Source organism: Streptomyces sp. NPDC059455, from assembly GCF_042750115.1.
Taxonomy (GTDB): Bacteria; Actinomycetota; Actinomycetes; order Streptomycetales; family Streptomycetaceae; genus Streptomyces; species Streptomyces endocoffeicus.
Genome location: NZ_JBHYVB010000012.1, coordinates 17230 through 32204, shown reverse-complemented (window position 1 = coordinate 32204; position 14975 = coordinate 17230). Strand labels below are relative to the sequence as shown.

Here is a 14975-nt window from a genome sequence, read left to right as displayed (position 1 = left end):
CGTGCGTGGTCAAGGCGCGCGTCCAGCTCCGGGCCGATGCGGTTGACCTTCCTTTCCAGCACATGATTCACTTCGCAGCGTGACTGACACCTGCTTGCCTCGCTTCTGGCGGAGGGTCCATCTGGACCTGGTCCGCTACGCGGGCTGTGTCTGTCGTCCGTCCTGTTGATCCGCCCTCTTTCCCGCGCGGCTCGGCCGCGCCCCTTTCGCGATCATTCAGGACGGTTCTCTGTGCCCGACGTACGCACTTCCCCCTCCAGTCCCGTGCGCCCCTCCGCGGACCTCATCACGGACCCCGCATCCGGTCCCGTCGCCCCGCCCAGCGCCGCGGAACTGCTCGACTTCGCCCACCGGACCGCCGCCGACGCCGAGCTCGTCGCCTCGCTTCCGCTCGATCCGGAGGGCCGCACCTGGCTGCGCCTCGACGGGCCGGGCGGCAGCGAAGCCTGGCTGATCGGCTGGCCTCCGGGCACCGGCACCGGCTGGCACGACCACGGCGGCTCCCATGGCGCCTTCGTCTCGGCGGCGGGTGAGCTCAACGAGCAGTCACTCGCCGCGCGGCTGCCCACCGAGGGCTGGAAGACCCTGGAGCTGGCCGACGGTGTGGACCGCGAGCGGCGGCTGCCCGCCGGGCAGGGCCGGGCCTTCGGACCGCATCATGTGCATGAGGTGATCAACCCGTCCGACACCGAGCATGCGGTGTCGGTGCACGCCTACTATCCGCCGCTGCCGCTCATGCGGCGCTACAGCCGCACCGGTCAGACGCTGCGGCTGGAGCAGGTCGAGCGGCCCGAGGAGTGGGGATGAACGCGATGGGCACGACCAACACGAGCAAGCGGAGCGTGGACGAGCTGCTGGCCGAGGCCCGCGAAGGACTCGACCGGCTGGAGCCCCTCGACGCGGCCGCGGCGCAGGTCGAGGGCGCGCTGCTGGTGGACATCCGGTACGCGGCGCTGCGGGAGCGCGACGGCACCATCCCGGGGGCGCTGATCGTCGAGCGGAACGAGCTGGAGTGGCGGCTCGACCCGCAGTGCGACCACCGGCTGCCCGAGGCCACCCACCACGATCTGCGGGTTGTGGTGGTGTGCAACGAGGGCTACGCGTCCAGCTTCGCCGCGGTCTCGCTGCGCCAACTGGGACTGGCCCGGGCGACCGATCTGATCGGCGGCTTCCAGGCGTGGCGCGCGGCGGGCCTCCCGGTCGACTAGCGCCCCGCGTCCCGGGTGCCGGGACGGGCCTGGAGCTCTCGGAGGTCGGGCGCCGAAGCAGAGATCCGGAACCTCAGAGATCCGGAAGGTGATGCTCCAGCAGCTCCGCGTCTTCCCCCTCCTCCTCCAGCGCACGCCGCACCACCCGCAGCGCCAGCCCCTCGGAGTAGCCCTTGCGGGCCAGCATCCCGGCGAGACGGCGTATCCGCTTCTCCCTCTCCAGGCCACGGGTGGCCCTCAGCTTGCGCTCGACCAGCTCTTGCGCGGTCCGCTCCTCCTGATCGGCGTCGAGCTGTCCCACGGCGTCGTCGATCAGGGTCGAGTCCACACCCTTGGTGCGCAGCTCCCGGGCGAGCGCCCGCCGGGCGAGCCCGCGGCTGTGGTGCCGGGACTCCACCCACGCCTCCGCGAACGCCGCGTCGTCGATCAGACCGACGTCCTCGAACCGGGACAGCACCTCCTGTGCCGCGTCATCGGGGATGCCCCGGGTGCGCAACGCGTCCGCAAGCTGCTTACGCGTGCGCGGGGTCCCGGTGAGCAGGCGCAGGCAGATTGCCCGCGCCTGCTCCTCCGGGCCCGGCGGCGCCCCCTGCTCGGCCCTCGACGAGGAGGGGGCGCCGCTGTCCGGACGGTCCGGGCGCTCCGGACGGCCTGGGCCGTCCGGCCATTCGGTCCGCCGTGTCATGGATCAGCTCTTGGCCGCGGCGGTCTTCGCCGCCTTCGCCCCGGACTTGGCCGCCGGGGCGGCCACGGCCTTCGCCGGTGCGGCGGCGGCCACGCCCGCGGCACCCGCCGCGTCCGCGGTGGGCTCCGCGGCGGCCGGGTCCTGGGGCTTCACCCCGATGCCGAGCTTTTCCTTGATCTTCTTCTCGATCTCATTGGCGAGATCGGGGTTGTCCTTCAGGAAGTTGCGGGCGTTCTCCTTGCCCTGGCCGAGCTGGTCGCCCTCGTAGGTGTACCAGGCACCGGACTTGCGGACGAAGCCGTGCTCAACGCCCATGTCGATCAGACCGCCCTCGCGGCTGATGCCCTGGCCGTAGAGGATGTCGAACTCGGCCTGCTTGAAGGGCGGCGCGACCTTGTTCTTGACGACCTTGCAGCGGGTACGGTTACCGACCGCGTCGGTGCCGTCCTTGAGGGTCTCGATGCGACGGATGTCGATGCGGACCGAGGCGTAGAACTTCAGCGCCCGGCCACCGGTCGTCGTCTCCGGGGAGCCGAACATGACGCCGATCTTCTCGCGCAGCTGGTTGATGAAGATCGCGGTGGTCTTGGACTGGTTCAGCGCGCTGGTGATCTTACGGAGCGCCTGGCTCATCAGCCGGGCCTGGAGACCGACGTGGGAGTCGCCCATCTCACCCTCGATCTCCGCGCGCGGCACCAGGGCGGCGACGGAGTCGATGACGATGAGGTCGAGAGCGCCGGAGCGGACCAGCATGTCCACGATCTCGAGCGCCTGCTCGCCGTTGTCCGGCTGGGACAGGATCAGCGAGTCGGTGTCCACACCGAGCTTCTGCGCGTAGTCCGGGTCGAGGGCGTGCTCCGCGTCCACGAAGGCGACCGTGCCACCCGCCCGCTGGGCGTTGGCCACCGCGTGCAGGGTCAGGGTCGTCTTACCCGAGGACTCCGGGCCGTAGACCTCCACCACGCGGCCGCGTGGCAGGCCGCCCACGCCGAGGGCGACGTCGAGAGCGGTCGACCCGGTGGGGATCACCTCAATGGGGTCGTTCGGCCGGTCGCCCATGCGCATCACGGCGCCCTTGCCGAATTGCCGTTCAATCTGTGCGAGCGCGGCGTCGAGGGCCTTCTCGCGGTCGGTTCCTGCCATGGGTCCCACCCGGTTTGCTTGAGTCGATCGCTTCACGTCCAAGACGCTAGCGCCTGCCACTGACAAGCGGCCCTGTCGTCCCCGGCCTGTGGATAACTGCCGGGGCCCCCATAAGAATGGATGTTCGATTTTTGTGTCAACCACGCCGCGCCAGCGCGGCGCGCATCCGCGCGAGGGCCGAGAGTCCGCGCCGCCGCGTGCGCCCGTGCACCCGCAGATCGTCGGTCACGTCATAGCGCTTGATGTACGCGCCGAGGAACGCCTGGAGCGTCGCGGTCGCCGGAATCGCGATCAGCGCGCCCACCGCGCCCAGCAGCGCGGTGCCCGCTATCACCGATCCGAAGGAGACGGCCGGGTGGATGTCCACCGTCCTGGCGGTGATCCTCGGCTGGAGCAGATAGTTCTCGAACTGCTGGTAGATCACGACGAAGATCAGGACCCACAGCGCGTACCAGGGCTCGATGGTGAACGCGATCAGCATCGGCAGGGCCCCGGCCAGGTAGGTGCCGATGGTCGGGATGAACTGCGAGATCAGCCCCACCCAGACGGCGAGCGCCGGGGCGTAGGGCACGCCCAGGGCCTCCAGCAGGATGTAGTGGGCGACACCGGAGATCAGGGCCATCAGCCCGCGGGAGTAGATGTAGCCGCCGGTCTTGGCGACCGCGATCTCCCAGGCGCGCAACACCTCGACCTGCCGGGTCGGCGGCAGCACCGAGCACAGGGCGCGGCGCAGCCGGGGGCCGTCGGCGGCGAAGTAGAAGGCGAACAGGGTCACCGTCAGCGTCTTGAACAACCCGCCGAGCACCTGTGTGGAGACGTCCAGCACATTGTCGGCGCTGTTCTTGACGTAGCTCTGCAGCCAGTCGGAGTGCAGCAGGCTGTCCTGGATCTCCAGACGCGACAGATGCGTATGGAACGTGTCGTTGATCCAGCGGACCACGTCGTCGAGGTACTTCGGGAAGTCCTGGACCATGGTGATGATCTGGTCGGCGAGCATCGAGCCGAGCAGGGTGAAGAAGCCCGCGGTGCCGACGAGGATGGCGAGAAAGACCAGCCCGGTGGCCAGCCCCCGGCGCATCCCGCGGGCGGCCATCCGGTCCACGGCCGGTTCGATCGCTAGCGCCAGGAAGAACGCGATCAGGATGTTCAGCAACAGCCCGGTCAGCTGGTCGAAGGCCCAGGTCGCAAGGCGGTAACAGGCCACCAGCGCGAGTGCGAGCACCATGGCGCGCGGCAGCCAGCGCGGCATGCGCGCGGCGGGTTGCGGGGATTCCGAGGAGGCCCGAGCGGCGCTCGGGTTGTCGTCGGCGTCGGAGGAGAGGGTCTCTTCGGTCGGGGCCACGGGGCAAGTGTGGCGTACACCGGTCGAAGAAATCCGGCCACCCCGGGAAGCTGATGCGCCCGGAGCGCCCGGGGACCGCTCAGCGCCTGCTGTCGGGGATCTCCATCGCGGCGCAGACCCCGCGCCAGACGTCCTTGGCCTCCCAGCCGTCCTTCAGCGCCTCGTGCACCGTCCGGCCGCCGAGTTGCGACATCACATGATCGCGCGCGAAGGAGTCGGCGTACGCCTCGCCGAAGTGGTTCGCCATTCGCTGCCAGAAGTCCGTCAACCGCATGTGACCAGTATCGCGCTCCCGGGGTGCACCGGTGCGTGAGCCCCCTACCGACGGTGTCTTCCGGCCTACGGTCTGTCCATGGATCGATCCGCAAGCCTCCCCTCTTCGCCGTCGTCGCCCTCCTTGCCCACGGCCGGGCCCGCCGAGCCGGCCCGGCCGGACGGGTCCTCCGCGCTCTCCCGCGCCGAGCGGTTCGTCTGGCTGTCCGCCCGCGTGCTGGAGCAGCGCAGATTCGCGTACCACTTCCTGGGCGGCGGCGCCGAGGCGGTCGAGACCGCGCTGACCGCGTACCTGGGGACCGACGGGGGCTACGGCCATGCGCTGGATCCGGATCTGCGCGGCCCGGTGAGCCAGCCACCGCATGCCGTGCACGCCTTACGGGTGCTCGACGGGATCGGGCGGTGCGGCGGGCAGCGGGTGGAGCGCCTGTGCCGCTATCTGACGTCCGTGTCCACCCCGGACGGCGCGCTGCCCGTCTGCCGCCCCTCGCCGCACGGCTACCCGGCGGCCCCCTGGGTCCCGTCGGCGGACGATCCGCGCGGTGATCTGCTGACCACCGGGCCGGTGGTGGGGCTGCTGCACCGCAACGAGGTGTGGCATGCGTGGCTCTTCCGGGCCACGGACTTCTGCTGGGCGGCGGTCGCCGCCCTGGCGGAGGGCGGTGCGGCGGCGCGTCCGTACGAGGTCGCCGCGGCCGTCGCCTTCCTCGACGGGGCGCCGGACCGGGCCCGGGCCGAGGCGGCGGCCGAGCGGCTCGGCCGCCGGGTGCGGGAGGAGTGGCTGATCGTGCCGCCCCCGGCCGCCGGGCCCGCCGAGGACCGCTCCTTGGCGCCGGAGCCCTGTGAGCCCCTCCAGGTGCACGACATGCCCCTCCAGGTGCACGACATCGCCCGTACGCCCGGCTCGCCGGCGCGCCGGTGGTTCACCGACGCCGAGGTGGAGCGGTCCCTGGACGCTCTCGTGGCCGCGCAGCAGGAGGACGGCGGCTGGCCGCCGCGCCGGCATGCGTGGACGCCGGGGGCCACGCTGGAGTGGCGGTCGGTGGCGACCATCGAGGCGCTGCTGACGCTGCGGGCCTACGGGCGGCGGATCTGAGCGCGGGCGTCCGGGGCGGTCACAGGGCCCGGACGCCGGCCGTGACGGCTACGGCCACGGCGACCACCACCAGGAAGGGGGCGCGGAGCACCAGCGCGAGCGCCGCCGCACCCAGCCCGGCCGCCCTCGCGTCCAGGAGGAGGTGCCGGCCGTCGCTGAAGGTCTGCTGGGCGGTGAGCGCGGCCAGCAGCGCCACGGGCAGCAGCGCGGCCAGACGCCTGACGAGCGGGCGCTCCAGGACTCCGGCGGGCACCGAGAGGCCCAGCAGCTTGACCAGGTAGCAGCCCGCCGCGGTGACGCCGATGGCGATCCAGGTGGTCATCGGCGCTCACCCTCCGTGCCGCGCGCCATGCGCCCGTGCACCGTAAGGACGACGGGAGCGGCGAGCGCCGCCACCAGGACCGGGACCCCGGCGGGCAGCACCGGCTGGCAAAGGAGCACCAGCAGGACGCCGAGACCGGCCACGGCCCGTTCGACGGTACCGCTGAGCATGGGTGCCAGCAGGGCGAGGAAGACGGCGGGCCCGGCGGCGTCCAGGCCCCAGGCGTCGGTGTCGCCGAGGGCGGACGCCCCCAGGGCGCCGATCAGCGTGGTGAGGTTCCACAGGACGTACAGCGTCAGCCCGGTGACGGTGAAGCCGAGGCGCGCGGTGCGCCGGTCGGGCTGGGCGAGGGCGACGGCCGAGGTCTCGTCGATGACCCATTGGGCCGCCAGGGGGCGCACCGCGCGCGGCAGCCCGAGGAGTCCGGACAGCCGCAGCCCGTAGAAGGCGTTGCGCACCCCGAGGAAGAACGCCCCGGCGGCGGCGGTGAACGGATTGCCGCCCGCCGCCAGCGCGCCCACGAGGGCGAACTGCGACGCCCCGGTGAAGACCAGCAGGCTGAGCGCGCAGGTCTGCAGCAGGCCGAGCCCGGCGCCCGCCGACGTCACCCCGAAGGCGAAGCCGGAGAGCCCCACCGCGACACCGACGCCCAGGGCGTCGCGGACGACGGCCGAGTCCGCCGGGGGCGCGGCGGGATCGGTTTGTATCTCTATCTGTTCTGACACAGCGCGCACGCTAGGAGAGCACTTCGGCTCCGGTCTTGTACGTTCTTGCGCGCTCGCGCCGGTAGGCGCCCGGTGGCACCCCCACGATCCGGGTGAAGTGACGGTTCAGGTGGGACTGGTCGGTGAAGCCGACGGCGACGGCCACCTCGGCGGGCGCGCTCCCGGCGTCCAGCAGCCGCCGCGCCCGGCGGACCCGCGCGTCGGTGAGCCAGGTGTGCGGCGGCATCCCGTAGACCGCGCGGAAGGCGCGCAGGAGGGCGAAGGGACCAGTGCCCAGCTCGGCCGCCAGCCGCTCCAGGGACGGCGGGTCCGCCATCCGCTCCTGGAGGATCGCGCGGGCGCGCGCCGCCGTCCGCGCACCGGCGGTGCGCGCCGTGCGCTCGGGGAGCGGGCCGCCGTGGTCGCGCAGCAGCCGGGCCAGCGCGATGCGCAGCAGGCTGTCGGCGGCGAGCGCGTTGCCCTCCTCGGCGGCCCGGTGCACCGCGGTCACCAGCCGCGCCCCCTGGGGATCGTCGACGGTGGGGATCCGGAACCCGGCCGTGCCCCGGAGCGTGGTCGTCTCGGCGGCGATACCGGCGACCAGGTCCACGGCCGGGTACAGCACGCTGTACGCCCACCCCTCGGGCGCCCCCGCCCGTCCGGTGTGCGGCACCTCCGGGTTGATGAGCGCGAGCCCGCCGGGCCCGGTGCGCTCGATGGCGCCGCGGTGGTGGAACTCCTCGACGCCCTCGGTGATCGCGGCGATCACGAAGGTCTCGTGGGTGTGCCAGACGAAGGTCTTGTGGATGTAGCGGGCGCGCAGCAGATCGACGCCCGGAAGCTGGGGGTACCGCCAGTGCCGCGCGCTCTCCCGGTTGGCCATGGCACCATTGTGCGCCCCGCCCGAGCCCCCTCTGACCTGTGGCTCCGTCCATTGTCAGTGGTGCGGTGCACGATGGAGGGCATGGCAGGCTCGGCGCTCGACGGATTCTCCCCGGCCACCCGCGGATGGTTCACGGGTGCCTTCACCGCGCCCACGCCCGCGCAGGAGGGCGCGTGGCGGGCGATCGGCGCGGGCTCGGATGTCCTGGTCGTCGCCCCCACCGGTTCGGGCAAGACCCTGGCCGCCTTCCTGGCGGCCCTGGACAAGCTGGCCGGTGAGCCGGTGCCCGCCGAGGCGAAGAAGCGCTGCCGGGTGCTCTATGTCTCCCCGCTGAAGGCCCTGGCGGTGGACGTCGAGCGCAATCTGCGCAGCCCGCTGACCGGTATCCGCCACGAGGCGGTGCGGCTGGGCATGCCCGAGCCGGAGATCCGGGTGGGCACCCGCTCGGGCGACACCCCGGCCGCCGAGCGCCGCGCTCTGGCCACCCGCCCGCCGGACATCCTCATCACCACCCCCGAGTCGCTGTTCCTGATGCTCACCTCCGCCACCCGGGAGGCGCTGCGCGGGGTGGAGACCGTGATCCTTGACGAGGTCCACGCCGTCGCGGGCACGAAGCGGGGCGCCCATCTCGCGCTGTCGCTGGAGCGCCTCGACGAGCTGCTCGAGCGCCCCGCCCGGCGCATCGGCCTGTCCGCGACGGTGCGGCCGGTGGACGAGGTGGCGCGGTTCCTGTCGCCGCGGCGCAAGGTGGAGATCGTCCAGCCGCCCTCGGGCAAGGAGTTCGACCTGTCGGTGGTCGTGCCCGTGGAGGACCTGGGCGAGCTGGGCGGTGCCCCCGCCCAGGAGGGCGAGGCGGGCGAGCGGCCGTCGATCTGGCCCCATGTGGAGGAGCGGATCGCCGATCTGGTCCAGGCCCATCGCTCCACCATCGTCTTCGCCAACTCCCGCCGGCTGGCCGAGCGGCTGTGCAACCGGCTGAACGAGATCGCCTACGAGCGGGCCACCGGTGAGGCCCTGCCCGAGGACCACTCCCCCGCCGAGGTGATGGCCGAGGCCGGTGCGGCCCGGGGCGCGCCCGCGCTGCTGGCCCGCGCGCACCACGGCTCGGTGTCCAAGGAGCAGCGGGCGCTGGTCGAGGAGGACCTCAAGGCGGGCCGGCTGCCCGCCGTCGTCGCCACCTCCAGCCTCGAGCTCGGCATCGACATGGGCGCGGTCGACCTGGTCGTCCAGGTCGAGTCGCCGCCCTCGGTGGCCTCCGGTCTCCAGCGGGTGGGCCGGGCCGGCCACCAGGTGGGCGCGGTCTCGACCGGCGTCGTCTTCCCCAAGTACCGCGGCGATCTGGTGCAGGCCGCGGTGGTCACCGAGCGGATGCGCGAGGGGGCCATCGAGTCGCTGCGGGTGCCCGCCAACCCGCTGGACGTGCTCGCCCAGCAGCTGATCGCCATGACCGCCATGGACACCTGGGACGTGGACGAGCTGCTGGCCCTGGTCCGCCGCGCCGCGCCGTTCGCCTCGCTCCCGGAGTCGGCGTACACCTCGGTCCTCGACATGCTCGCGGGCCGCTACCCCTCCGACGCCTTCGCGGAGCTGCGGCCGCGCCTGGTGTGGGACCGCGTCGCCCATACGGTCACCGGCCGCCCGGGGGCGCAGCGGCTCGCGGTGACCTCCGGCGGCACCATCCCCGACCGCGGGCTCTTCGGTGTCTTCCTGGCGGGCGCCGACCCCAAGAAGGGCGGCGGCAGGGTCGGGGAACTCGATGAGGAGATGGTCTACGAGTCGCGGGTGGGCGATGTGTTCACCCTGGGCACCACCTCATGGCGGATCGAGGACATCACCCGCGACCGGGTCCTGGTCTCCCCCGCCCCCGGCGTCCCCGGCCGACTGCCCTTCTGGAAGGGCGACCAGCTCGGCCGCCCCCTGGAGCTGGGCCGCGCCCTGGGCGCGTTCCTGCGCGAGGTGGGCGCGCTCCAGCCGGAGGACGCCCGGCTGCGGCTGCTGGCCGCCGGTCTGGACGCCTGGGCCGCCGAGAACGTCATCGGGTATCTGGACGAGCAGCGCCGTGCCTGCGGCCATGTACCGGACGACCGCACGATCGTGGTGGAGCGGTTCCGCGACGAGCTGGGCGACTGGCGCGTGGTGGTCCACTCCCCCTTCGGCGCGCAGGTCCATGCCCCCTGGGCGCTCGCCCTGGGCTCCCGCCTCTCCGAGCGGTACGGCATCGACGCCCAGGTCATGCACGCCGACGACGGCATCGTGCTGCGGCTGCCCGACGCCGATCTCATGGGCCTCGACCTTCTCGACGCGGACCCGACGCGCCAGGGCGTGGAGTACGACACCGAGCAGTCCCCGGTGGGCGCGGCCGATGTCGCGTTCGACAAGGGCGAGATCAACCAGATCGTCACCGACCAGGTCGGCGGCTCGGCGCTGTTCGCCTCCCGGTTCCGCGAATGCGCCGCCCGCGCGTTGCTGCTGCCCCGCCGCGACCCCGGTAAGCGCACCCCGCTGTGGCAGCAGCGCCAGCGCGCCGCGCAGCTCCTCCAGGTGGCGAGCGAGTTCGGTTCCTTCCCGATCGTCCTCGAAGCGGTCCGCGAATGCCTCCAGGACGTCTTCGACGTCCCCGGCCTCACCGAGCTGATGGGCGACATCGAGGCCCGCCGGGTCCGGCTGGTGGAGGTGACTACCCCGGAGCCGTCCCCGTTCGCCCGCTCGCTGCTCTTCGGCTATGTGGCGCAGTTCCTCTACGAGGGCGATTCCCCGCTCGCCGAGCGCCGCGCCGCCGCGCTCTCCCTGGACTCGCGGCTGCTGGCCGAGCTCCTGGGCCAGGCGGAGCTGCGCGAGCTGCTCGACGCCGATGTCCTGGCCGAGCTGGAGCGGGAGCTCCAGTGGCTCACCGAGGACCGCCGGATCAAGGACGCCGAGGGCGTGGCCGACGCCCTGCGGGTGCTCGGCCCGCTCACCGCCGCCGAGCTGGCCGAGCGCGGTGCCGAGCCCGGGTGGGCCGAGGACCTGGCCGGGGCCCGGCGGGCCATCCGGGTCCGGATCGCGGGCGAGAACCACTGGGCCGCGGTGGAGGACGCGGGGCGGCTGCGGGACGCGCTCGGCACTGCTCTGCCGGTCGGCGTCCCCGAGGCGTTCACCGAGCCGGTCAAGGACCCCCTCGGCGATCTTCTGGCCCGCTACGCCCGCACCCACGGCCCGTTCACCTCGGCCCAGGCCGCCGCCCGCTTCGGCCTCGGCGCGGCCGTCACCGAGGGCGCCCTGCACGGACTGGCCGCGAGCGGCCGCGTCGTCCAGGGCGAGTTCCATCCGTCGGGGCTGGGTCAGGAATGGTGCGACGCCGCCGTGCTGCGCCGGCTGCGGCGCCGCTCCCTGGCCGCGCTGCGCCATGAGCTGGAGCCCGTGCCGCCCTCGGCGCTCGCCGCCTTCCTCCCGCAGTGGCAGCATCTGGGCACCCACAGCCTGCGCGGTATCGACGGGCTGGTGCGCGCGGTCGAGCAGCTCCAGGGCGCGCCGGTCCCCGCCTCCGCCCTGGAGAAGCTGGTCCTGCCGTCCCGGGTGAGCGACTACAACCCCACGATGCTCGACGAGCTCAGCACCTCCGGGGAGGTCGTCTGGGCCGGTGCGGGCGCGCTGCCGGGCAAGGACGGCTGGGTCACCTTGCACCTGACCGACACCGCCCCGCTGCTGCTGCACACCCCGCACCCCCTCGAGGCGGGCCCGCTCCACCAGGCCGTCCTCGACTCCCTGGCCGGGGGGTACGGGCTGTTCTTCCGCCAGATCGCCGAGCAGGCCCGCGCCGCCGGGCACGAGTTCCTGGACCCCGAGCTCGCCGAGGTCCTGTGGGACCTGGTGTGGGCGGGCCGGGTCACCGGTGACACCCTCGCCCCGCTGCGCTCCCTGCTGGGTTCGGGCCGTACGGCGGGCTCCACCGCCCACCGCGCCAAGCGCGCGGTCCCCCGGGGGCGCTATGGCGGCCTTACGGGCCGCACCGGCCGACCGACGGCGTCGCGCAACGGCCCGCCCACCGTCGCCGGGCGCTGGTCCCTGCTGCCGGAGCGCGAGCCCGAGCCCACCCACCGCGCCCACGCCCTGGCGCGCACCCTGCTCGACCGGCACGGCGTGGTCACCCGCGGGGCGGTCGCCGCCGAGGGGGTCGAGGGCGGCTTCTCCGCCGCCTACCGGGTGCTGTCCGTGTTCGAGGAGTCCGGCCAGGCCCGCCGCGGCTATGTGATCGAGGGACTCGGCGCCGCCCAGTTCGCGATGGACGGCGCGGTGGACCGGCTGCGCGCGGTCAGCACGGCCCGCGACCGCGCGGCCGCCCCCGCCTTCGACGGACAGCGGGGGCAGTCCCGGCGCGCCTTCGTGCTCGCCTCGGCCGACCCCGCCAACGCCTACGGCGCCGCTCTCCCCTGGCCCGATCCCCCCGCGGACGCGGGCCACCGGCCGGGCCGTAAGGCGGGGGCGATGGTGGTGCTCGTCGACGGGGAGCTGACGCTCTACATGGAGCGGGGCGGCAAATCCCTGCTCGCCTGGCCCTCGGGTGAGGCCGAGGCCGCCTCCCCGGAGGACGACACCCGGCTGTGGACGGCGGTCGAGGCGCTGGCCGAGTCCGCCCGCGCGGGGGCGCTCGGCTCGGTCACCGTCGAGCGCGTCAACGGCGCCCAGGCGCTCTCGTCCCCGATCGGCAAGCTCCTGGAATCGGCGGGCTTCCACCCGACCCCACGGGGCCTCCGCCTGCGCCCTTGATCAACGACCGCCGTCCGCGCGCCTGAGCGGCACCCTCCGCCCGCGCCTCTGATCACCGGGCGCTCCCGCCTGCCCGCGCCCACCGGCATCATGGGTGGCATGCCCGAAGGAGACACCGTCTGGCAGGCCGCACAGCGCCTGCACCAGGCCCTCGCGGGTTCCCCGCTCACCCGCAGCGATCTGCGCGTCCCCCGTCTGGCGACCGCCGACCTCACCGGCCGCCACGTGCTCGAGGTGGTCCCGCGCGGCAAGCATCTGCTGACCCGTGTCGAGGGCGGACTGACCCTCCACTCGCATCTGAGGATGGACGGCTCCTGGCAGGTGTACGGGCCGGACGAGCGCTGGCGCGGTGGCCCGCACCACCAGATCCGGGCCATCCTCGCCAACACCGCCCACACCGCCGTCGGCTACCGCCTGCCCATCCTGGAACTGCTCCGCACCGGCGACGAGGACCGGGTCGTCGGCCATCTCGGCCCCGATCTCCTCGGCCCCGACTGGGATCCGGACGAGGCGCTGCGCCGACTGATCGCCGCCCCCTCCCGGCCCCTGGGCGAAGCGCTGCTCGACCAGCGGAATCTGGCCGGAATCGGCAATGTCTACAAGTCTGAGCTGTGCTTCCTGCTGCGCGTGTCTCCCTGGCTGCCGATCGGTGAGGTGCCCTCCCCCGAACGCCTGGTGGCCCACGCCAAGAAGCTCCTGGAGGCCAACAGGAACCGGCGCGCCAGGGTCACCACGGCCGAGTCGCGCCGCGACCGCAGGCTATGGGTGTACGGGCGCCCGGGGCGGCCCTGTCTGCGCTGCGGTACGCCGGTGCGCGCCGCCGACCAGGGGCGCGCGGGTCAGGAGCGCTCGACCTTCTGGTGCCCGAGCTGCCAGGCGGGGCCGCAGGGGCCCGTCCCGTCCTGACGCGGAGGGCCTCCCCGGCGGCGGGTGCCGCCCCTTCTGGGCGAGGGACCGCAGTGCACCGGCAGCAGGCTCAGGCCCCAGCCGCCGACCGCTAACGCCCCCTCCACCGGCCCGGCCTCCCCCGGCTGCACCGCCAGCCGCAGCACGGACCACCACCAGACGCCGCCCAGAGCGAGCGCGAGCACCCATCGGACCGGCCTGAGGCCCTGGGTGTCGGCCCCTCCGACGGCTGCCATGACTGCCTCCTTCGGCGACGCTGAGCGCTCCGCGGGAAGTGGTGCGAGGTGCGGTCGTTCATCCGCGGCTGCGTCGTGGCTGGTCGCGCAGTTCCCCGCGCCCCTTCGGGACGCAACCGAACCGCACCGGACTTCAGTGAGGCCGCTTAGACGCCTGTTCGCACACGGCGGGAGGGCGCACAGGAGGCACGTCGGCGCGTGTCGGACACTCGTGCTCCCCCCAGTTTGCCCAGCTGGCCGATACGGCGCACCCAGAGCGGGCCACCGGGCCGGAACGAGGCGGCCTCAGCCTCGCCCGACCTGGCCCGACGTCCGCCTCAGCCCCGCTGGCCGCCGTTCTCGGCCTGGAACATCCAGTGGTGCTTCTCCAGGTCACGAGTGAGCTCGATGAGAATGTCCTGGGTCACCGGGTCCGGCTCGTCGGTCGCCCTGATGCGCTCCCGCATCCGCCCGATCACCGCTCCGAGGGCGTCCACGAGCGTCCGGACGGCCCGCGCGTCATCGGTCCAGCCGTCCTTGACCGTGTCGACACCGCTGGTCGCGGCGACCGTCTGGGCCCGTCCGTCCGGCGGCACCCCGAGCGCGGAGGCCCGCTCCGCCACCGTGTCGGCATACTCCCTGGTCGACGCCACGACCTCGTCGAGTTGCAGATGAACCGTGCGGAATCGCGGGCCCACGACGGTCCAGTGGATCTGCTTGCCCACCAGGTGGAGGTCGACGAGGTCGACGAGGGCGCCTTGCAGGGCGTCGGCGACGATCTTGAGGTGCTCCTCCGGCAGCGGGCTCTTCACCACAGACATCCACTTCCTCCTTTTCGACCGTTTGGCCCCTCTTGATTGCCTCTCTTCCTCTGGGGTGACCCGAATCCGGCCGGACAAACATCGAGGCCCCGGCCGGTATGGCTACCGGTCGGGGCCTCGGAGAGCTCGCTTCTCAGGGCGTTCTCAGGCCGCCACCACGTCCACGGCTTCCTTGGGCGTCTTGATGGTCACCCGCTCCTCCGGAACGCCCGTCACGGACGTCACAGAGACGGGGTTGAGCACGGGCCGCATGGGCGCCGGCACCTTCTCGGTGGTGGACGCGGCCGACTCGGCCAGCTCGGCGAGCGACAGCTCGTCGCTGACCTCGCGCATGACCTGCGACATCCGTACCTCCAGGGCGTCGCAGATGGCCGACAGCAGCTCGGATGAGGCTTCCTTCTGGCCGCGCTCGACCTCTGACAGATAGCCGAGCGACACCCGGGCGGAGGAGGAAACCTCGCGCAGAGTACGGCCCTGGCGCTGGCGCTGCCGGCGCAGCACGTCACCCAGCAGGCGACGGAGCAGAATCATCGCTGGCTCCCTCCTCGGACCTCGGATCCGGATCCTTCACGCCCCACCGTACCGCCTCGGGCTGCGCCCGTGCGGGGAGCGATGTCGTGTTCACTCAGGG

16 protein-coding genes are annotated in these 14975 nt (G+C 73.2%); 6 read left to right on the top strand and 10 right to left on the bottom strand.

All coding sequences use genetic code 11. The features are described 5' to 3' along the window. Positions 1-79 precede the first annotated feature (79 nt). From ACFXB5_RS06175 to ACFXB5_RS06165, 3 genes are all read left to right on the top strand, one after another. A complete protein-coding gene (locus ACFXB5_RS06175) occupies positions 80-169 on the top strand; it encodes a putative leader peptide (protein WP_309471148.1) in 90 nt (29 codons plus the stop codon). 95 nt (positions 170-264) lie between these two features. Next, positions 265-807 (top strand): cysteine dioxygenase, encoded by a 543-nt coding sequence (locus ACFXB5_RS06170; RefSeq protein ID WP_385203005.1) that lies wholly within the window; start codon positions 265-267, stop codon positions 805-807. Further along, positions 804-1208, top strand: coding sequence for a rhodanese-like domain-containing protein (locus ACFXB5_RS06165; protein WP_385203002.1), 405 nt, complete (start codon positions 804-806; stop codon positions 1206-1208). The genes ACFXB5_RS06170 and ACFXB5_RS06165 overlap by 4 nt, the downstream gene beginning before the upstream one ends. A 73-nt stretch (positions 1209-1281) precedes the next feature. Here ACFXB5_RS06165 and recX read toward each other — a convergent pair whose 3' ends face one another. From recX to ACFXB5_RS06145, 4 genes are all read right to left on the bottom strand, one after another. Next, positions 1282-1893, bottom strand: a complete 612-nt coding sequence (recX, locus tag ACFXB5_RS06160; RefSeq protein WP_385202999.1) for a recombination regulator RecX — start codon at positions 1891-1893, stop codon at positions 1282-1284. 3 nt (positions 1894-1896) lie between these two features. Continuing rightward, the gene (gene recA / locus ACFXB5_RS06155; protein WP_385202997.1) at positions 1897-3036 is read right to left on the bottom strand and encodes a recombinase RecA; all 1140 of its coding nucleotides are present in this window, start codon (positions 3034-3036) and stop codon (positions 1897-1899) included. 136 nt (positions 3037-3172) lie between these two features. Next, the gene (locus tag ACFXB5_RS06150) at positions 3173-4378 is read right to left on the bottom strand and encodes an AI-2E family transporter (RefSeq protein WP_385202994.1); all 1206 of its coding nucleotides are present in this window, start codon (positions 4376-4378) and stop codon (positions 3173-3175) included. Positions 4379-4457: 79 nt separating this feature from the next. Next, on the bottom strand, positions 4458-4652 hold the full coding sequence (locus ACFXB5_RS06145; RefSeq protein ID WP_385202992.1) for a DUF3046 domain-containing protein: 195 nt from the start codon (positions 4650-4652) through the stop codon (positions 4458-4460). Between the two features lie 78 nt (positions 4653-4730). Between ACFXB5_RS06145 and ACFXB5_RS06140 the strand changes: the two genes are divergently transcribed. Continuing rightward, positions 4731-5747, top strand: a complete 1017-nt coding sequence (locus ACFXB5_RS06140; RefSeq protein ID WP_385202990.1) for a hypothetical protein — start codon at positions 4731-4733, stop codon at positions 5745-5747. Between the two features lie 19 nt (positions 5748-5766). On the opposite strand, the gene ACFXB5_RS06135 is transcribed toward ACFXB5_RS06140, so the two are convergent. From ACFXB5_RS06135 to ACFXB5_RS06125, 3 genes are read right to left on the bottom strand one after another with little or no spacing between them, the layout of a single operon-like run. Continuing rightward, the gene (locus ACFXB5_RS06135) at positions 5767-6069 is read right to left on the bottom strand and encodes an AzlD domain-containing protein (RefSeq protein WP_020868027.1); all 303 of its coding nucleotides are present in this window, start codon (positions 6067-6069) and stop codon (positions 5767-5769) included. Beyond that, positions 6066-6803, bottom strand: coding sequence for an AzlC family ABC transporter permease (locus ACFXB5_RS06130; protein ID WP_385202986.1), 738 nt, complete (start codon positions 6801-6803; stop codon positions 6066-6068). Before ACFXB5_RS06130 ends, ACFXB5_RS06135 begins: the two co-directional genes overlap by 4 nt. Before the next feature lies 1 nt (position 6804). Next, the gene (locus ACFXB5_RS06125; RefSeq protein WP_385202983.1) at positions 6805-7656 is read right to left on the bottom strand and encodes an AraC family transcriptional regulator; all 852 of its coding nucleotides are present in this window, start codon (positions 7654-7656) and stop codon (positions 6805-6807) included. An 81-nt stretch (positions 7657-7737) separates the two neighbouring features. Between ACFXB5_RS06125 and ACFXB5_RS06120 the strand changes: the two genes are divergently transcribed. Together ACFXB5_RS06120 and ACFXB5_RS06115 are read left to right on the top strand one after the other, a co-directional pair. After that, the gene (locus tag ACFXB5_RS06120) at positions 7738-12402 is read left to right on the top strand and encodes an ATP-dependent helicase (protein ID WP_385202980.1); all 4665 of its coding nucleotides are present in this window, start codon (positions 7738-7740) and stop codon (positions 12400-12402) included. Positions 12403-12501: 99 nt separating this feature from the next. Beyond that, on the top strand, positions 12502-13308 hold the full coding sequence (locus ACFXB5_RS06115) for an Fpg/Nei family DNA glycosylase (RefSeq protein ID WP_385202977.1): 807 nt from the start codon (positions 12502-12504) through the stop codon (positions 13306-13308). Here the strand turns inward: ACFXB5_RS06115 and ACFXB5_RS06110 are convergent. The 3 genes from ACFXB5_RS06110 to ACFXB5_RS06100 all read right to left on the bottom strand — a co-directional run bounded on the left by ACFXB5_RS06110 (position 13242) and on the right by ACFXB5_RS06100 (position 14875). After that, positions 13242-13544, bottom strand: a complete 303-nt coding sequence (locus tag ACFXB5_RS06110; RefSeq protein ID WP_121825441.1) for a hypothetical protein — start codon at positions 13542-13544, stop codon at positions 13242-13244. The two genes, ACFXB5_RS06115 and ACFXB5_RS06110, sit on opposite strands and share 67 nt — an antisense overlap. A gap of 317 nt (positions 13545-13861) precedes the next feature. Then, positions 13862-14344 (bottom strand): Dps family protein, encoded by a 483-nt coding sequence (locus tag ACFXB5_RS06105; protein ID WP_201852615.1) that lies wholly within the window; start codon positions 14342-14344, stop codon positions 13862-13864. Positions 14345-14488: 144 nt separating this feature from the next. Then, complete coding sequence (locus ACFXB5_RS06100; RefSeq protein WP_020868033.1) at positions 14489-14875, bottom strand: helix-turn-helix domain-containing protein; 387 nt, start codon at positions 14873-14875, stop codon at positions 14489-14491. Positions 14876-14975 lie beyond the last annotated feature (100 nt).